Origin of the sequence: Streptomyces sp. NBC_00872, from assembly GCF_045161915.1 — a bacterium.
Lineage (GTDB): Bacteria > Actinomycetota > Actinomycetes > Streptomycetales > Streptomycetaceae > Streptomyces.
On sequence record NZ_CP108806.1, the window covers coordinates 4,677,749 to 4,695,156 of the forward strand.

Consider the following 17,408-nt stretch of genomic DNA (forward strand, 5'->3'; position numbering starts at 1 on the left):
GGCGGGAGCCGGCGCCAGGCGGGTCGGCGCCCAGGCGGGCCGGGACCGGAATCCTCAGCCGAGGTCGGGGGCGTGCATCGCGCGCACGCCCTCAATGTTGCCGTCGAGATAGTGCCGCAGCGAGAGCGGTACGAGATGGACGGCGGCGATCCCGACCCGGCTGAAGGGCACCCGGACGATCTCGTACTCCCCGCAGGGCTCGTCCATCTCGGGACCGTGCCGCAGCGAGATGTCCATCGACTCCAGCCGGCAGACGAAGAAGTGCTGCACCTTGACGCCGGTCACGCCGCCGTCGGCGATGTGTTCCACGGTGTCGACGAAGCACGGCACCACATCGATGATCTTGGCGCCCAGTTCTTCGTGGACTTCACGGTGGAGCGCCTCGACGACGGTGTCGTCCGTCGTCTCGACCCCGCCGCCGGGTGTGATCCAGTAGGGATCAACCCCTGGCTTGGTGCGTTTGATCAGGATCAGGTCGTCGCCGTCGAGCAGGATGGCGCGTGCGGTGCGCTTGACCACGGGCCGTTCGGTCATGGGAAGAGGTTCGCCCGTGGCACCCGTTCTGAAACTCCCGCCGGCCACGCTGTCACCAGTCCACCGCGGCACGCAGCAGCCACTCGTGCGCCCGCGAGACCGGGGGCAGCGCGAGTGTGCCCGTGCGCACGACCAGGAAATAGGTGCGCAGCGGGGGCACCGGCGGATCGAGGAGCGCGACCACCTCTCCCCGCTCCAGCGCGCCCTCGCAGAGATAGCGGGGCAGTACGGCCAGTCCCGCGCCCGCCGCCGCGCACTCCAGCACGGCTCGCAGATCGGGCGCGATCACCGTGCCCGCGGCGGCCGGCGGGGAGTCGAAGACGGACGCCCAGTAGCGGGACACGAGCGGCAGCGACTCATGCACCTCCACCACCGGGAGCCGCTCCAGCACCACATGGCCCTCGCGCAGGACCGTATGACCCAGCCGTGCCGCCCAGCGGGGCGCCGCGACCAGCACATGCTCCTCGTCGCAGAGCGGAGTCGATGTCAGCAGTTCGCCTCGGGGCCGGGCCGTGGTGATGGCCAGATCGTGGTGTCCGGCGGCCAGCCCCTCCAGGGTCTCCTCGGCGTTGGCGCAGAACGAGATGCGCAGTGTGAGGCCATGGGCGGTGAGCGGGGTGAGCGCCGGCAGCGCGCGCACGGACATGAACTCCGGCGGCCCCGCCAGATGGAGCGTCCGTACGCCGGACTCCTCGTCGAGCCCGGTCTCGGCGATCTCGATCAGCGCGTCCAGATGCGGCGCCGCGCGGTGGGCGAGTTCGTCGCCGATCGTCGTGGGGGTCACGCCGCGGGCCTGGCGCAGAAAGAGCGGGCGGCCGAGCTGCCGTTCGAGAGCTCTGATCTGGCTGGTCACCGCGGGCTGGGAGAGACCGAGCAGCGCCGCGGCGCGGGTGAAGGAGCCGGCGCGGTGCACGGTGACGAAGGTACGCAGCAGGGCCAGGTCCATGTCCCGCACTCCCGTCTCGTACCGCGCCCCCGCAGCGTCTTCGGACCGCAACTATAAATAAGTCGATAGGTTGCTGTCGTTACTGTGATTGGACACTGACGCAGAGTCAACTAGCCTTGTGGAACTGGTTCTCCGCGCGTGGAACCTGGGACGGTCCGAGCCATGAGGGGGGAGGCTCGGACCGTCTGTTCGAACGGGACACTCCTCGGGCCCCCGTGCGGGCACCCGCCACGACACCTGTCCTGGTACCCGCCCCGGCCCGCCCGTATCCCCGCCCCCGTATCCCCGTTCCCCGTCCGTATCCGGCGTCCGTACCCAGCTCCGGCTCCGGCTCCGTATCCGGCGAACGCCCTCCGCGAACGCCCTCCGCGAACGCGCCGCGGACGTCAGCGGGTCGCCTCGTCGAGGGCACGCAGCACATCCGCGACCAGGTCCTCGGGATCCTCGGCCCCCACGGAGAACCGGATGAAGCCTTCCGGTACGGCGTCGCCGCCCCACCGGCCGCGCCGCTCGGCCGTGGACCGTACGCCGCCGAAGCTGGTCGCGTCGTCCACCAGCCGCAGCCCGGCGAGAAAGCGCTCGGCCCACTCCCGGTCGGGCAGCACGAACGAGACCACGGAGCCGAAACGCCGCATCTGCCGTGAGGCGACGGGGTACGACGGGTCGCTCGGCAGCCCGGGATAGCGCAGCCCGCTCACCTCGGAACGTTCCAGCAGCGCCTGCGCCACTATCAGCGCGCTCGCGCACTGGCGGTCGACCCGGAGCTGGAGCGTGGCCAGCGAACGATGCGCGAGCCAGGCCTCCATCGGCCCCGGGATCGCCCCGACGACCTTGCGCCAGCGCCGTACTCCCGCCGCCAGCTCCGGATCGGCGCTGGTCACATGGCCGAGCAGGATGTCGCCATGGCCCGTCATGCCCTTGGTGTCACTGGCCACCGAGAAGTCCGCGCCCAGTTCCAGGGGCCGCTGGCCGAGCGGGGTGGCGAGCGTGTTGTCGACGGCGACCAGCACACCGGCTCCATGCGCCTCCCGCACCAGCCGCCGTATGTCGCAGACATCGAGGCCGGGGTTGGACGGGGTCTCGATCCAGAGCAGCCGGGCACCGTCGAGAACACCGAGCTGGGCGTCGCCGGCGGTCGGCGCCGTCCGCACCGTCACGCCGTACGCCTCAAGGCGCTCGCGCAGCAACGGCAGCGCCTGATAGCCGTCGTTCGGCAGCACGACCGTGTCGCCGGCCCGCAGCTGTGAGAAGAGCACCGCGGAGATCGCGGCCATCCCGGAGGCGAAGACGACTGTCTCGACCGGCTCCCCCGGCGCCTCCAACTCACCGATGGCGCGTTCCAGATGGGTCCAGGTCGGATTGTCGTCCCGGCCGTAGGTGTACGGGCCGGTCGGTTCGCCGGGCAGATGGTAGTGAGCGGCGAAGACCGGTCCCGGCAGGGTCGGTTCGTAGGTCACCGGGTCGGGCAGCCCCGCCCGCACCGCCCGTGTGCCGTCCCCGAGGGCCGGGCTGTTCCCACGGGACACACTGTCCCCGGCGGCCACGCCGTCCCCGCCGCTCACGTCGCTCACTCCGTTCCCGCTCATGCGGCAGCCTCCTCGATCGTGTCCTGTACGGCGGCGAGCAGCCCTTCGCTCGCCGCCTCCACCAGCTCCAGACACTCCTCGAAGCCTGTGATGTCGCCGTAGTACGGATCGGGCACGCCCAGATCGCCGGTCGGCTCGGCGGCGGCGTCGTACGAGCGCAGCAGCCGTACCTTCGCGGCGTCGGCTGGGGTGGGGGCGAGCCGGCGCAGCTCGCGCAGATGGCCTTCGTCCAGCGCGATCACCAGGTCGAGACGGGAGAACCACGAGGCATGGAACTGCCGTGCGGTGTGATCGTTCTCATAGCCGTGCGCGTCCAGTACGGCCACGGCGCGCGGATCGGCGCCGTCCCCTTCGTGCCAGCCGCCGGTTCCGGCGCTGTCCGCCTCGACCAGCCCGTCGAGACCGGCCTCGGTCAGCCGCGCGCGGAAGACGGCCTCCGCTATGGGGGAGCGGCAGATGTTGCCGGTGCAGACGAAACAGACGCGGTACGGAGAAGCCGTGGCGCCGGCCGTGGCGCCGACGGCGGAGCTGGCGTTGGGGCCGGTCGTGGCGCCGGCGGTGGCATCGGCGGCGAGCTCGGCGGCGGGGCCGGCGGTGGCCTCGGTGGAACCGGCCGGGCCGGTCAGGGGGCGGTCAGTCATTGTCGTCGGGGAGCACCATGTGCAGCGCCCACGACACGATCGAGATGATCAGCCCGCCGAGCACGGCGGTCCAGAAGCCGTCGACATGGAAGCTGAGATCCAGCTTGTCCGCGAGCCACGAGGTCAGCAGCAGCATCAGGGCGTTGACCACCAGCGTGATCAGCCCGAGGGTGAGGATGAACAGCGGCAGCGTCAGCAGCTTCACCACCGGCTTGACTATGAAGTTCACAAGCCCGAAGACCAGGGCGACGAGCACCAGTGTCAGGGCCTGCTTGCCGGTGTTGTCACCGGTCAGAGTGATGTCCTTGACCAGCCAGATCGCCACCGCGAGAGCGGCCGCGTTGGCGATCGTCTTGACTACGAAATTCTTCATGTGTCTGATCGTGGCATGAAGGCATTCCGACTGGATGAGCTGGAGGCGGAGCGTGCCGCCAACGACGGGGCGTATCTGCAGTTTCTGCGGGAGCGCAACATGTCAGTGGGTCTCTACGCCCTGGACGCCGGTGAGATCGACCCGCAGCTGCCGCACCGGCAGGACGAGGTGTACTTCGTCGTGAGCGGCCGGGCCTCGATCACCGTCGGAATGGAGACGACCCAGGTCGGCCGGGGCAGCGTCGTGTACGTGCCGGCCGGAGTCGCGCACAAGTTCCACCACATCACGGAGGACCTGCGGGTGATGGTGGTGTTCTCACCCCCCGAGGGCTGACCGGACCGCCCGGGAACCCGCCTGTCCTCCCCGGGAACCGGCCCTGTCCTCCCCAGGAACCGACCGGTCTTCTCAGGGCCGCCTCAGGGTCGCATCAGGGGAGAGCGGGGGCCGCGCGGGCTCCGCCGCGGTCCCCGCGGCTCTAGCATCGATGGTGCACAGCAGGTACGCGAGTCACTCGGTGAAGCGAGGTAAGGACGATGGCGGTTCGGGAGCTACTCACGGGGTTGCCCTGGTGGGTGAAGTGGATCGCGGTGCCTGTGATCGCCCTCGTGGTGTTCGGCGGACTGATCATGAGTGTGGTCACGTTCGTGATCGGAGTGCTCTTCAAGCTGCTGATCTTTGTGGCACTCGTCGGCGGACTCATCTATGTCGTACGGAAGTTCATGTCCTCCTCGTCCTCACGGGGTGACTGGTAGGAGCCGGCGGCGACCGGCAGGCCAGACCGCGCGTACGGCCGTTAACTCGCGCGAGGGAAAGGTGAACCGGAAACCATCCCGGTGAGCGGCCTGCCCCTAGAGTGACAAATCCCACCGTTCCCCGGTCCCCCTCAGGGGTGCGGCGGGCGCGCGGGGGCGGCCCCCGCGGGCGGGCCCTCGCCCGACGGCATGCCTGGGGGTGACCTTGGCCACGGCTACAAGACGCGCAGCTCCGACCCTGATCGGTCCGGTGCCTCGCGCGCCGCGCCGCTTCGGCCGACGCGCCCGCTCGGGCCGACAGGCTCCCTTCCGCATCCGGACGGAGCGCCCGCGAAACCGCTCACGCGTGAGACCGCGCTCCCGCTGCCCGCCACGTATCGGAGTGTTCTCTCCCCGGCGGGGCGGTTCAGCGACCGGTGCAAGATCACCGACTCGATCGGCCGTCGGCGCGACACGCTCGACGCGCCCGTCCGTTTCGGATCACGGAGGCGATCGTGGCTGCTTCTGTGCCACTCCGCGAACGGAAGCAACAGCTCTCGACGGTCGAGTGATTACACAGAGAGACCGGATTGTTGCTCAGTCCGCTCGCCTTCTCTGTCTGTATCTGAAAACTTACTCCTTGTGATCTGCTAGCGCTTACAGGACGATTGCGTCAAGAGGGTCAACGGGGATCATTCCCAGCCACTGTTTCATCTACTCCGGAGTACACGATGCGCGAGTCGGTGCAGGCCGAGGTCCTGATGAGCTTCCTCGTCTCCGAGGAGCTGGCGTTCCGGATCCCGGTGGAACTCCACTACGAGATGAGAGATCCCTACGCCGTGCGCATGACATTCCATCTGCCCGGCGACGCGCCTGTCACCTGGACCTTCGGCCGTGAGCTGCTGCTCGACGGGATCAATACGCCCAGCGGTGACGGCGATGTGCATATCGCGCCCACGGAGCCCGAGGACCTCTCCGATGTCCATATCCGGCTCCAGGTCGGAGACGATCACGCGCTCTTCCGGGTCAGTGCCGCGCCGCTGGTGGCCTTCCTGGACCGTACGGATCGACTGGTTCCGCTCGGTCAGGAGCGCACGCTCGGTGACTTCGAGGGCAATCTCGAGGAGGCGCTCGGCCGCATTCTGGCTGAGGAGAACGCCGGCTGAGCCGGATGGAACGGGGCCGTCCGGGTGATCCTTTCCCGCCGAACGAATATCCGGACGGGACGGCGTTTTCCGGGCCGGGACGGCCGAGGGACTACTTCTTACGGCGTCGGCCCTTGCCGCCGCCCAGTTTGCGCGCCGATGCGCTCTGTACGGGCAGCGAGGGCGCCGCTTCCGGGCCCTCGGGATCCGAGGCGCCCACCGGGCCTGTCAGGGCTGTCGGGTGTGCCGGACCCGCCGGGCCCGCCGGACCCGCCGACCGGGCGCCCGCTGTCCCACCAGCCGCCGGGTACGGCGTTACGGAAGGCAGGGCCTCCACGGGGGCCCTCGGCGGGGCCAGGGGCGAGCCCTTCGCCCCCGCGCGGTCGGCGGAGACCACCAGCGCCGCCAGCGCCGTGGTCACCGGTACGGATGCGACCAGACCGATCGAGCCCACCAGGGTTCTGACGATCTCCTCCGCCACCAGTTCACTGTTCGCGACCGTCCCCACCCCTGACTGCGCGATCGAGAAGAGCAGCAGCAGGGGCAGCGCGGCGCCCGCGTAGGCGAGGACGAGCGTATTGACCACCGAGGCGATATGGTCCCGCCCGATCCGGATACCCGCCCGGTAGAGGGCACGTGGTCCCATCGACGGATCCGCCTGGTGCAGCTCCCAGACCGCTGAGGTCTGGGTGACGGTCACATCGTCGAGGACTCCGAGTGAGCCGATGATGACGCCCGCCAGCAGCAGACCGCTCATATCGATTTCGGGATAGAGGCCATGGATCAGTCCGGTGTTGTCATCGGTATTACCGGTCAGGCTCGCCCAGCCGATGAAGAGCGATCCCAGCAGTCCGATCAGCAGCAGCGAGATCAGCGTGCCGAGGACCGCGACCGAGGTACGGGCTGTCAGACCGTGGCACATATAGAGCGCGAGCAGCATGATCGCGCTGGCTCCGACCACTGCCACGACCAGTGGATTCGAGCCCTGAAGGATCGCGGGCAGGATAAACAGCGTCAGCACGGCGAATGAGACGGCGAGTGCGACCAGGGCCATGACACCGCGTAGCCGCCCCACCACGACCACCGCCAGGGCGAAGATCCCCGCCAGCAGAGCCATGGGGAATTTGCGGTTCACATCCGTCACGGAGTACTGGAGATCGCGGGGCGCGTCGGGTGCGTAGGCGACCACTACGCCCTGTTTCACGTGAAACTGTCGCGGCGCGTCCGGCTGGACAACCTCGATAAAGGTGTGCCCCTTCTCCTTGCCGCTGGTGACCTCGATCGTCGCCTTGGCGCAGTCACCGTTCTCCGCCCGCTCCGCCTCGCGCCCCTGGGGTTTTGAGATGTCGCCGGTGGACGGGATCTGGGCGGCGTTCACGTCCTTGCAGTCCACCCGCTCGATCTGCACCACCTGACCCTGCTCGGTCTGCCGGTCGAAGCCCACACCGGTGCGCTCATGCGCCGGCGTACCACCCGGCCAGAGAACAGCCAGCCCGACGACCACCGCGGTCGCGAACGGAATCAGGACCGCGGCGATGACCTTGCGGAGGTGCTGGGAGACCGGCGCGGCGGGGCCATGGCTGTGCGAGTGTCCATGTGATTCGTGGGTCTGCTGGGGTGAGGTCACCCTCCGATCATCGCAAGAAGCGAGAGGCCCTCTGTTCAGCACGCCGGATATGACGCTAGCGTGGTGTCACCTTTTGCACACGCGGGAGCTCGGAGCACCGGGCTGAGAGGGCGCTGACTGTGTAGTCCCGGGGAGCATCCCCGAGACCCCTGAGCTGCGCCGACCGCTGAACCTGTTACCGGGTAATGCCGGCGTAGGGAGTAGGTCTCATGACCGTTCAGGACGCACACACGCCTGCCTCCGATTCGGGAGATCCGAACGAGGCTCAGAGGTCCATCGGCTGGCACAAGGGATATGTCCAGGGTTCACGCCCCGACCTTCAGGTGCCGGTCCGCCGGGTGCATCTCACCAATGGCCAGGACGTGACGCTGTACGACACGTCGGGGCCGTACACCGATCCCACCGTCACGACGGATGTACGCCGGGGTCTCGCGCCGCTGCGGGAGAACTGGATCATCGGGCGGGGCGACACGGAGGAGTACGCCGGCCGGCCGGTCCGCCCCGAGGACGACGGACTCAAGCACACGGCGCCGCGCGGGGGACTGCGTAATCTCGACGCGGTCTTCCCGGGCCGGCCGCGTCAGCCGCGCCGGGGCCGGAGCGGGCAGGTGGTGACGCAGCTCGCGTACGCCCGTCGCGGGGACATCACCCCGGAGATGGAGTATGTCGCGATCCGCGAGAACGTGTCCCCGGAGGTCGTCCGCGAGGAGATCGCGGCGGGCCGCGCCGTACTGCCGGCCAATGTCAATCATCCGGAGATCGAGCCGATGATCATCGGCAAGCGGTTCCTGGTGAAGGTCAACGCCAATATCGGCAATTCCGCGGTCACTTCCTCCATCGAGGAGGAGGTGGAGAAGATGACCTGGGCGACGCGCTGGGGCGCCGACACGGTGATGGACCTCTCCACCGGCCGCAATATCCACACCACGCGTGAGTGGGTGCTGCGCAACTCCCCCGTGCCCATCGGCACCGTGCCGCTCTACCAGGCGCTGGAGAAGGTCGACGGCAGGGCCGAGGAGCTGACCTGGGAGATCTACAAGGACACGGTCATCGAGCAGGCCGAGCAGGGCGTCGACTACATGACGGTCCATGCCGGGGTGCTGCTGCGGTATGTGCCGCTGACGGCGCGCCGTAAGACGGGCATCGTCTCGCGGGGCGGTTCGATCATGGCGGCCTGGTGTCTGGCGCACCACAAGGAGTCGTTCCTGTACGAGAACTTCGAGGAGCTCTGCGAGATCCTCGCGGCGTACGACGTGACGTACTCCCTGGGCGACGGTCTGCGGCCGGGGTCCATCGCGGACGCCAACGACGAGGCCCAGTTCGCCGAGTTGCGTACGCTCGGGGAGCTGAACTCGACCGCGAAGCGGCTGGGCGTACAGACGATGATCGAGGGGCCGGGCCATGTCCCGATGCACAAGATCAAGGAGAACATCGACCTTCAGCAGGAGATCTGCGAGGAGGCGCCGTTCTACACGCTCGGCCCGCTGACGACCGATGTGGCTCCGGCGTACGACCACATCACCTCCGGGATCGGTGCGGCGATGATCGCCTGGTGGGGGACGGCGATGCTCTGCTACGTCACCCCGAAGGAACATCTCGGTCTGCCGAACCGGGACGACGTCAAGACCGGTGTCATCACCTACAAGATCGCGGCCCATGCGGCGGACCTCGCCAAGGGGCACCCGGGGGCGCAGGACTGGGACGATGCCCTCTCCGACGCCCGGTTCGAGTTCCGCTGGGAGGACCAGTTCAATCTGGCCCTCGACCCGGACACCGCCCGGGAGTTCCACGACGAGACCCTCCCGGCCGAACCGGCGAAGACGGCCCACTTCTGCTCGATGTGCGGCCCCAAGTTCTGCTCGATGAAGATCTCGCAGGACATCAGGCAGCGACACGGCGGTGATATGGCGGGCACCGGGGTGACGGACGCCGCTACGGAGGACGGCGCGATCGGAACCGCGGAGATCGAGGCGGGTATGGCACAGAAGTCCAAGGAGTTCGCGGCAAGCGGCAACAGGGTGTATCTGCCGCTGGCCGACTGACCCCCGCGGTTCGCGTGAGCGGCGGGGGCGGTCTTCTGGGCCCCCGCCGCTCGGGCGGGTTCACTCCGGGGGATGGTCCGGGCCGCCGAAGTCGGGGCTGGTGAAGTCCGGGCTGGTGAAGCTCGGACGCTGGCCGGTGGTGGCGCCTTCGTCCGGGCTGGTGAAGTCCGGCCGGCTGTAGCCGATCTTGGGCAGGTGCTTGATCGACCTGGGTGGTGGGGCGGCCGGATCCGTGCTCGGGTCGGCCAGTGCGGCGCGCAGGAAGGGCAGAAGGCCGCGCTCCAGCAGGGCATGGCGCCAGGCCTCCCGCGCACGGGCCACTTCGTCGGGCAGCTCACCGCCCGTCGGCTCCTCGGCCGGAAGCTGCGTCGAACTGTTGCGCAGGGCCGTGATCAGCAGGCCGGTCGCGGCGGCCAGGATGCCTATCGCGGTGACGGCGCCGAAGAACCAGCCCACGGCGACCAGGCTGTCGGCGAACGCGGGTGGCCGGCTGAGCGCTTTGAGGAGATAGCCGACGAGCAGGAAGATCACCGCGGCCGTGCCCCCGAGCACCGGCAGCAGCACGGTGACGACAGCCGTCAGCCCCGCACCGGATCCCGTCGGCCCGCTCGCGTCGGGCTCCAGCACGGAATCGCGGACCGGGACGGAGGGCCCCGGCGAACGTGACTCCTCGCGGATCTTTCTGTAGTGCTCGTACTCGGCCGCGGCCGCCGTGGTGATCGGCGCCGTGGCGTTCAGGGCCATGGTGCGTAGCTGCTCGGTGTTGAGCCGCTCCCCGACCGAGGTGAGATCCGGCCGGTCGTGCGCGTTGCGCAGCACATCGTCGAGGATCCGCTCGAAATCCGCGCGATCCTCGCTCAGCAGGTGCGGAGCGCTGTTCATGTGCATCCCCCGATGCTCCGTAGGGCCGGTTCGCCCGCGTGGAACGGGCAGTTGGCGAAAACGGAGGAGAGCCTGCTACGGATAAACCGATGGTAGAGCTCTTCCGGCGCGCGATGACAGGGGGTTTGCGGAAATCACCCGCGCGACGGTGTTTCAGTTTTTCAGGGGAAGCCTGACGACCAGCAGCTTTCCCGCCATGGTCACTCCGCCGTCCATCGCGATGGCAAGTCCATCGGCATATACATGTGGCCCTTCCACCACCGGACCGCTGTCCGTCCCGCCGTCCGAGACATCTTCGGTGCCGACTTCGCCCAGCAGATAGGGAATGGGGCTGTGGCCATGGACGATGCGCTGACCGCCGTACTTGGAGAGCAGTTCCTGGACGGCCTGCGGGCCGCCTTCGTCGCGGAACGCGAAGCGTTTCGTGAGCTTGCGGAACAGATCCCAGCATTCGTCCGCGTCATTGCGGGTGAGGATCTGATGAATGGTGTCGTTGACGTCCTCGATCGTGGATCCGTAGTCCAGATAGGCCGTCGTGTCGGAGTGCACCAGCAGATGCCCCTCCTCCTCGACCACCGCGTCGAGCCGGGACATCCACTGGAGATGGACGTCCTGGAGGCGTTCCATATCGGTGCGCTGACCACCGTTGAGCAGCCAGGCGGCCTGGAAGGTGGCCGTACCCGCACCGGAGTTGACATGGGTGTCGCCGAACCGCCTGGCACCGATGAGCAGCAGTTCGTGATTGCCCATCAGCGCCTTGCAGTAGCCGCCCGCCGCCGCCGCCTCCGCGGAGAGCCGCATGACGAGATCGATGACACCGATGCCGTCCGGACCGCGGTCGGTGAAGTCTCCGAGGAACCAGAGGCGGGCGCTGCCCGCGCTCCAGTGGCCGTCGGCGTCGATCAGCCCCTGTTCGGCGAGGGCGGCGAGGAGTTCGTCGAGATAGCCGTGGACATCGCCGACGACATAGAGCGGGCCGAGGCCGTCCCCCGGGAACTCGGCGGCGGGGGCCAGCTGTACCTGCACCGTGTCCCCCCGGTTGATCACCGGGAGGTCGCGCTCGGTGGGGGTGTAGCCCTCCGGCGGCTCGTCGTCGGGGACGGCGTTACCGGGGTGCCCGGACATGGCTCCGGCCGTGGGGCCGGGCTGTCCGGGCAGTCCGGACTGCACGGGGACCTGTGCGTACGGCGGTACGCGGAAGTCGCGCAATGTCGCCGTCCGCACCACGGGTCCCTGGCCGGCCCCCTGTGTCATCGACCCCTCCACCGCCGTCGTACCGCCGTACACCTCTCGGGCCGTCCGTCCGGTGGCGGTGAGCCCGCCGGTGGTGAGGGAAGGTCCGTGGTGTCGTGCGCCCATCATAGGAATGCAGGTCGTCCTGTGTGACGCACCAGGGGTGGTGAATCCGATCGCACCTCGGGTTCAGCGGCGGGTTTCGCGCTGATCGCCCGAAATGCGAACGGTCCGGGCCTTCACCGGGCAGCGCCACCGGTCAGTCGCCCGCGGGAGAGCGGGGCGCGCTGACCGTGGTGCGCGGAGGGCGTCGCTGGGAGGAGGTGCGGACGATCAGTTCGGTCGGTATGACCTGCTCGACCGGCCGGTCCGTCTCCAGCCCCTCGATGGCGTCGATGAGGAGCTGGACGACGGCGGTGCCGATACGGCGCGGCTTGAGCGAGAGCGTCGTGATGGGCGGTTCCGTCGAGGCGTACACGGTGGACTCGCTGCAGCAGACGAGCAGGAGATCGTCCGGTACACGCAGTCCGTACCGCCGTGCGGCGGCGAGCAGATCGGTGCCGTTGGGATCGAAGAGCCCGTAGACGGCGTCGGGCCGGTCGGGGCGGGCCAGCAGCCGGTCGGCGGCGACGGCCCCGGCGCACGGGTCGTGGGCGGGATAGGACTCGTAGACCGGGTCCTGGCCGACGCGTTCGCACCAGTGCAGATAGGCGGTGGTGGAGAGCCGGGTGTAGGTGTCCGTGGTGGTGCCGGTGAGCAGACCGATCCGGCGTGCGCCGGCCGCGGCGAGATGGTCGAGCAGATCGAGGACGGCCGCCTCGTGGTCGTTGTCGACCCAGGCGGTGACGGGAAGGGTGCCCGCGGGCCGGCCGTCGGAGACGACGGGAAGACCCTGGCGGACGAGTTCGGTGACGACCGGATCGTGGTCGGAGGGATCGATGACGACGGTGCCGTCGAGAGCGACATTCGCCCAGACGTCATGGCGGGAGGTGGCGGGGAGGATGACGAGGGCGTAACCGCGGGCGAGCGCCGCGGAGGTGGCGGCCCTGGCCATCTCGGCGAAGTAGGCGAACTCGGTGAAGGTGAAAGGTTCATCCCCGTACGTCGTGACCGTCAGGCCGATGAGGCCCGACTTGCCGGTACGGAGGGTTCGGGCGGCGGCGGACGGTCGATAGCCGAGGCGTTCTGCGACCTCCCGGACATGGCGTCGTGTGGCGTCGGGTAAGCGTCCCTTGCCGTTGAGCGCGTCCGAGACAGTCGTGATGGAGACACCGGCTGCGGCGGCCACATCCCGGATGCCCGCCCGACCTTGCCGGCTTCCCCGGCGGGATGTGTCCGTCCGGCTCACCTGGTGTTTCCCTGCTGCTGTCATGGCGAGCCGATAGTAGGGCTCGGGCGGGCGGTGGGTCCGGTCGCACAATCACCTATGGGCAGGCACGTTTTTGCATGGTTGAAGATGGTTGATGGCCTTGGAACATAAGGGAGTTAACAGGTCTAGCGATGTTCTGCCATGCAACGAGCCGCATGGGCCTGTCGTAGGGCCCATGTTTCGAAGAGGTCTCAACTCACCTCTACGGGGGACGCGCGCCACGGAGCGAGCCACCGGCGCGCGCCAGGGAAGCGAGTGCGCCCCCTCTTCTGCGGCGGTCTCACGGCGGTCTCACGGCGGTCCTGCGGCGGTCCGGGAGGCGGTCCGGCGGACGCGGTTCGCAGGAGCCGCGAATCCTCATAAGGTGAACAGCATTGAAGTCGTCGTTGAAGTCGTCATAGAAGTTGTACGGACCCGTGAACGGCCGAGGAGGACCTGCGGTGAGTGAGACGAGCCCCAAGCTGCGCGCCGAGCTGGACGGCATCCCCACCTACAAGCCGGGCAAGCCGGCCGCGTCCGGCGGAGGGCCCGCCGCGTACAAGCTGTCCTCCAACGAGAACCCGTATCCGCCGCTGCCGGGCGTGATGGAGCGGGCGATCTCGGCCGCGGGCGTCTTCAACCGCTACCCGGACATGGCCTGCACCGGTCTGATGGACGAGCTGGCGGACCGCTTCGCCGTGCCCGTCACGCATCTCGCGACCGGCACCGGTTCGGTCGGTGTGGCTCAGCAGCTTGTCCAGGCCACCTCGGGCCCCGGTGACGAGATCATCTACGCCTGGCGCTCCTTCGAGGCGTATCCGATCATCAGCCGGATCTCCGGCGCGGCCTCCATAGAGGTGCCGCTGACCTCCGGCGAGGTGCACGATCTGGACGCCATGGCCGACGCGATCACCGAGCGGACCCGGCTGATCTTCGTCTGCAACCCCAACAATCCGACCGGCACGGTGGTGCGCCGCGCCGAGCTGGAACGGTTCCTCGACCGTGTTCCCGGCGATGTGCTGGTGGTGCTCGACGAGGCCTACCGCGAGTTCATCCGGGACAGCGAGGTGCCGGACGGTGTGGAGATCTACCGCGAGCGCCCGAATGTGGCCGTGCTGCGTACGTTCTCCAAGGCGTACGGGCTGGCCGGTCTGCGCGTCGGCTTCGCGATCGCCCGGGAACCGGTGGCCGCCGCCCTCCGGAAGACCGCCGTCCCCTTCGGTGTGAGCCAGATCGCGCAGGAGGCGGCGATCGCCTCCCTGCGTGCCGAGGACGAACTGCTGGGCCGGGTCGGCGCGCTGGTCGCCGAGCGTGCGCGGGTCTACAAGGGCCTGGTCGACCAGGGCTGGACCGTGCCCGAGACCCAGGCCAATTTCATCTGGCTCCGGCTCGGCGAGCACACGCTCGGCTTCGCGGCGGCCTGTGAGGCGGCCGGTGTGGTAGTACGGCCCTTCGCGGGCGAAGGGGTACGGGTCACGATCGGCGAGCACGAGGCCAATGACATCTTCCTCCAGGCGGCGGAGGCGTTCCGCAAGGAGCTGTAGCCGAGGTGATGTTGCTGTAGCCGGTGCGGTGCTGCCGGTCCGGGGCGGTCTCTTCGAGGCCGCCCCTACGCATGCCGACCCCCCCTGCGAAGGTCCGGAAGCATGTGCGACATAATGCTTGTGAATGTGAACGCGTTCACAAGCGTGTCCCGTTTCCTCGCGGTATGTCCAGGGCGAACGGGACAAGCTGCCGCTGTGACCACGGCGATGTTAGGAGAAGACGACGTGGACCTCGCTCTGGCGCCGGAGACCCTGGCGCGATGGCAGTTCGGCATCACCACCGTCTATCACTTCCTCTTCGTCCCGCTGACGATCTCGCTCGCCGCGCTCACCGCCGGCCTGGAGACCGCGTGGGTCCGCACGGAGAATCCGAAGTACCTCAAGGCCACGAAGTTCTGGGGCAAGCTCTTTCTGATCAATATCGCGATGGGTGTCGTCACCGGCATCGTGCAGGAGTTCCAGTTCGGGATGAACTGGTCCGACTACTCGCGATTCGTCGGTGACATCTTCGGCGCTCCGCTCGCCTTCGAGGCGCTGATCGCCTTCTTCTTCGAGTCGACCTTCATCGGACTGTGGATCTTCGGCTGGGACAAACTGCCGAAGAAGATCCATCTGGCCTGTATATGGATGGTCTCGATCGGCACGGTTCTCTCCGCGTACTTCATCCTGGCGGCCAACTCCTGGATGCAGCACCCGGTCGGCTATCGCATCAACAAGGAAGCCGGGCGGGCGGAACTCACCGACTTCTGGAAAGTGCTGACCCAGGACACCGCGCTCACCCAGTTCTTCCACACCCTGACGGCCGCTTTCCTGGTCGGCGGCGCCTTTATGGTCGGCATCGCGGCCTTCCATCTCGCGCGTGGGAAGCACATACCCGTGATGCGGACCTCGCTCCGCCTCGGCCTTGTCACCGTCGCGATCGCCGGGATGCTCACCGCCGTGAGCGGTGACTCGCTCGGCAAGGTCATGTTCAAGCAGCAGCCGATGAAGATGGCGGCGGCGGAGGCCCTGTGGGAGGGCGAGTCGCCCGCGCCCTTCTCGCTGTTCGCCTACGGAGACGTCGAGAAGGGCCACAACACCGTGGCCGTCGAGATCCCCGGGCTGCTGTCCTTCCTCGCCAACAACAACTTCAGCTCGCATGTCCCCGGCATCAACGACGTCAACAGGGCCGAGCAGGAGAAGTACGGTCCCGGCGACTACCGGCCCAATATCCCGGTCGCCTACTGGGGCTTCCGCTGGATGATCGGCTTCGGAATGGCATCCTTCGCCATCGGTCTGCTCGGTCTCTGGCTGACCCGGAGGAAGTTCCTGCTGCCACCCGCCCTGCGGACGGGCGAGGACGAGGTGCCGAACCTTGTGCTCTTCCGGAAGAAGGCGCTCAGCCCGAAGCTCGCCAAGTGGTACTGGATCGTCGCCCTCTGGACCCTGCTCTTCCCGCTGATAGCCAACGCGTGGGGCTGGATCTTCACCGAGACGGGACGCCAGCCATGGGTCGTGTACGGAGTGCTGCGCACGGCCGACGCGGTCTCCCCCGGTGTCTCCCAGGGCGAGGTGCTCACCTCGATGACCGTCTTCACCCTGCTCTACGCGGTGCTCGCGGTCATCGAGGTCAAGCTGCTGGTCAAGTACGTCAAGGCCGGCCCGCCGGAGCTGACGGACGCCGACCTCAATCCCCCCACGAAGATCGGCGGCGACCCCACGGACGCCGACCGGCCGATGGCCTTCTCGTACTGAGGACTTGAGGAGCTAGGGCTATGGAACTCCACGACGTCTGGTTCGTCCTGATCGCCGTCCTCTGGACCGGCTACTTCTTCCTCGAAGGGTTCGACTTCGGCATCGGAGTCCTCACCAAGCTGCTGGCCCGCGACCGTAAGGAACGGCGGGTCCTCATCAACACCATCGGGCCCGTCTGGGACGGCAACGAGGTCTGGCTGCTCAGTGCCGGCGGGGCGACCTTCGCGGCCTTTCCCGAGTGGTACGCCACACTCTTCTCCGGCTTCTATCTGCCGCTGCTGCTCATCCTGGTCTGTCTGATCGTGCGCGGTGTCGCCTTCGAGTACCGGGCCAAGCGGCCCGAGGAGAACTGGCAGCGCAACTGGGAACACGCGATCTTCTGGACGTCGTTGCTCCCCGCCGTGCTGTGGGGTGTCGCGTTCGGCAATATCGTGCGGGGCGTCAAGATCGACGCGCACAAGGAGTACATCGGTGACGTCGGGGATCTGCTCAATCCGTACGCGATCCTGGGCGGTCTGGTCACCCTGGCTCTCTTCACCTTCCATGGCACGGTGTTCGCCGCGCTCAAGACCGTGGGGGACATCCGGGTCCGGGCCAGGAGGCTGGCGGTCGTACTCGGGGTACTGACCGCCGTGCTGGCGCTCGGTTTTCTGCTCTGGACCCAGGCGGACAAGGGCGACGGCAAGAGTCTGGTCGCGCTGGGCGTGGCCGTGGTGGCGCTGGTCGCCGCGATCGTGGCGATCGCGGCGGGGCGCGAGGGCTGGTCGTTCGCGCTCTCCGGCGTGACGATCGTGGCCGTGGTGGCGATGCTCTTTCTGACGCTCTTCCCGAATGTCATGCCGTCCTCGCTGGACCCGGCATGGAATCTCACGGTGACGAACGCGTCGTCCACCCCGTACACCTTGAAGATCATGACCTGGTGCGCGGGTATCGCGACTCCGGTGGTGCTGCTCTACCAGGGATGGACCTACTGGGTGTTCCGGAAGCGGATCGGAACGCAGCACATAGCCGATGCGTAACCGCCGATACGTACGAGGGCTGA

Annotated in this window: 15 protein-coding genes, 1 pseudogene and 1 riboswitch; of the genes and pseudogenes, 7 read left to right on the top strand and 9 right to left on the bottom strand. The window is 68.1% G+C overall.

The window, feature by feature from the left end; genetic code table 11:
- Nucleotides 1-54: 54 nt before the first annotated feature.
- From OG214_RS19970 to OG214_RS19990, 5 genes and pseudogenes are all read right to left on the bottom strand, one after another.
- Nucleotides 55-534, bottom strand: a complete 480-nt coding sequence (locus OG214_RS19970; protein ID WP_363082763.1) for an NUDIX hydrolase — start codon at nucleotides 532-534, stop codon at nucleotides 55-57.
- Between the two features lie 52 nt (nucleotides 535-586).
- Nucleotides 587-1,480: a LysR family transcriptional regulator gene (locus OG214_RS19975; protein WP_363082770.1), complete on the bottom strand. Its 894-nt coding sequence runs from the start codon at nucleotides 1,478-1,480 to the stop codon at nucleotides 587-589.
- Nucleotides 1,481-1,866: 386 nt separating this feature from the next.
- Nucleotides 1,867-3,066: a cystathionine gamma-lyase gene (locus tag OG214_RS19980; protein ID WP_405985506.1), complete on the bottom strand. Its 1,200-nt coding sequence runs from the start codon at nucleotides 3,064-3,066 to the stop codon at nucleotides 1,867-1,869.
- Nucleotides 3,063-3,554: pseudogene (locus OG214_RS19985) on the bottom strand (low molecular weight protein-tyrosine-phosphatase); the annotation flags it as partial. The gene OG214_RS19980 and the pseudogene OG214_RS19985, both read right to left, overlap by 4 nt.
- A 145-nt stretch (nucleotides 3,555-3,699) precedes the next feature.
- Complete coding sequence (locus OG214_RS19990) at nucleotides 3,700-4,080, bottom strand: phage holin family protein (protein WP_363082765.1); 381 nt, start codon at nucleotides 4,078-4,080, stop codon at nucleotides 3,700-3,702.
- A 15-nt stretch (nucleotides 4,081-4,095) separates the two neighbouring features.
- Here OG214_RS19990 and OG214_RS19995 point away from each other — a divergent pair, with 15 nt between their 5' ends.
- From OG214_RS19995 to OG214_RS20005, 3 genes are all read left to right on the top strand, one after another.
- On the top strand, nucleotides 4,096-4,413 hold the full coding sequence (locus OG214_RS19995; RefSeq protein WP_365902132.1) for a cupin domain-containing protein: 318 nt from the start codon (nucleotides 4,096-4,098) through the stop codon (nucleotides 4,411-4,413).
- A 200-nt stretch (nucleotides 4,414-4,613) separates the two neighbouring features.
- Entirely contained in the window at nucleotides 4,614-4,832 is a 219-nt protein-coding gene (locus tag OG214_RS20000; RefSeq protein ID WP_363082767.1) for a DUF5326 family protein, read from the top strand.
- Between the two features lie 710 nt (nucleotides 4,833-5,542).
- The gene (locus tag OG214_RS20005; protein ID WP_093594306.1) at nucleotides 5,543-5,977 is read left to right on the top strand and encodes an SsgA family sporulation/cell division regulator; all 435 of its coding nucleotides are present in this window, start codon (nucleotides 5,543-5,545) and stop codon (nucleotides 5,975-5,977) included.
- Nucleotides 5,978-6,068: 91 nt separating this feature from the next.
- Here OG214_RS20005 and OG214_RS20010 read toward each other — a convergent pair whose 3' ends face one another.
- On the bottom strand, nucleotides 6,069-7,583 hold the full coding sequence (locus tag OG214_RS20010) for a YibE/F family protein (RefSeq protein WP_363082768.1): 1,515 nt from the start codon (nucleotides 7,581-7,583) through the stop codon (nucleotides 6,069-6,071).
- Between the two features lie 71 nt (nucleotides 7,584-7,654).
- A riboswitch (TPP riboswitch) is annotated at nucleotides 7,655-7,800 on the top strand.
- Between OG214_RS20010 and thiC the strand changes: the two genes are divergently transcribed.
- Nucleotides 7,793-9,625, top strand: a complete 1,833-nt coding sequence (gene thiC, locus OG214_RS20015) for a phosphomethylpyrimidine synthase ThiC (protein ID WP_405985507.1) — start codon at nucleotides 7,793-7,795, stop codon at nucleotides 9,623-9,625. Its footprint overlaps the riboswitch before it by 8 nt.
- Before the next feature lie 60 nt (nucleotides 9,626-9,685).
- Here the strand turns inward: thiC and OG214_RS20020 are convergent, their stop codons facing one another.
- From OG214_RS20020 to OG214_RS20030, 3 genes are all read right to left on the bottom strand, one after another.
- On the bottom strand, nucleotides 9,686-10,513 hold the full coding sequence (locus OG214_RS20020) for a hypothetical protein (protein ID WP_405985508.1): 828 nt from the start codon (nucleotides 10,511-10,513) through the stop codon (nucleotides 9,686-9,688).
- A gap of 147 nt (nucleotides 10,514-10,660) precedes the next feature.
- Complete coding sequence (locus OG214_RS20025) at nucleotides 10,661-11,761, bottom strand: metallophosphoesterase (protein WP_405987553.1); 1,101 nt, start codon at nucleotides 11,759-11,761, stop codon at nucleotides 10,661-10,663.
- A gap of 238 nt (nucleotides 11,762-11,999) precedes the next feature.
- On the bottom strand, nucleotides 12,000-13,112 hold the full coding sequence (locus OG214_RS20030; protein ID WP_066951829.1) for a LacI family DNA-binding transcriptional regulator: 1,113 nt from the start codon (nucleotides 13,110-13,112) through the stop codon (nucleotides 12,000-12,002).
- 437 nt (nucleotides 13,113-13,549) lie between these two features.
- Here OG214_RS20030 and hisC point away from each other — a divergent pair, with 437 nt between their 5' ends.
- From hisC to cydB, 3 genes are all read left to right on the top strand, one after another.
- Complete coding sequence (gene hisC / locus OG214_RS20035; protein WP_363081357.1) at nucleotides 13,550-14,632, top strand: histidinol-phosphate transaminase; 1,083 nt, start codon at nucleotides 13,550-13,552, stop codon at nucleotides 14,630-14,632.
- 225 nt (nucleotides 14,633-14,857) lie between these two features.
- Complete coding sequence (locus tag OG214_RS20040) at nucleotides 14,858-16,366, top strand: cytochrome ubiquinol oxidase subunit I (RefSeq protein WP_405985509.1); 1,509 nt, start codon at nucleotides 14,858-14,860, stop codon at nucleotides 16,364-16,366.
- A 20-nt stretch (nucleotides 16,367-16,386) separates the two neighbouring features.
- A complete protein-coding gene (gene cydB, locus OG214_RS20045) occupies nucleotides 16,387-17,385 on the top strand; it encodes a cytochrome d ubiquinol oxidase subunit II (RefSeq protein ID WP_382850796.1) in 999 nt (332 codons plus the stop codon).
- Nucleotides 17,386-17,408: the final 23 nt, after the last annotated feature.

Coding starts and splice junctions, on each gene's coding strand:
- OG214_RS19990 (WP_363082765.1), bottom strand. CDS start 4,080: ATGAAGAATTTCGTAGTCAAGACGATCGCCAACGCGGCCGCTCTCGCG.
- OG214_RS20000 (WP_363082767.1), top strand. CDS start 4,614: ATGGCGGTTCGGGAGCTACTCACGGGGTTGCCCTGGTGGGTGAAGTGG.
- OG214_RS19995 (WP_365902132.1), top strand. CDS start 4,096: ATGAAGGCATTCCGACTGGATGAGCTGGAGGCGGAGCGTGCCGCCAAC.
- thiC (WP_405985507.1), top strand. CDS start 7,793: ATGACCGTTCAGGACGCACACACGCCTGCCTCCGATTCGGGAGATCCG.
- OG214_RS19970 (WP_363082763.1), bottom strand. CDS start 534: ATGACCGAACGGCCCGTGGTCAAGCGCACCGCACGCGCCATCCTGCTC.
- OG214_RS20025 (WP_405987553.1), bottom strand. CDS start 11,761: ATGACACAGGGGGCCGGCCAGGGACCCGTGGTGCGGACGGCGACATTG.
- OG214_RS19980 (WP_405985506.1), bottom strand. CDS start 3,066: ATGAGCGGGAACGGAGTGAGCGACGTGAGCGGCGGGGACGGCGTGGCC.
- cydB (WP_382850796.1), top strand. CDS start 16,387: ATGGAACTCCACGACGTCTGGTTCGTCCTGATCGCCGTCCTCTGGACC.
- OG214_RS20030 (WP_066951829.1), bottom strand. CDS start 13,112: ATGACAGCAGCAGGGAAACACCAGGTGAGCCGGACGGACACATCCCGC.
- OG214_RS20005 (WP_093594306.1), top strand. CDS start 5,543: ATGCGCGAGTCGGTGCAGGCCGAGGTCCTGATGAGCTTCCTCGTCTCC.
- OG214_RS19975 (WP_363082770.1), bottom strand. CDS start 1,480: ATGGACCTGGCCCTGCTGCGTACCTTCGTCACCGTGCACCGCGCCGGC.
- OG214_RS20020 (WP_405985508.1), bottom strand. CDS start 10,513: ATGCACATGAACAGCGCTCCGCACCTGCTGAGCGAGGATCGCGCGGAT.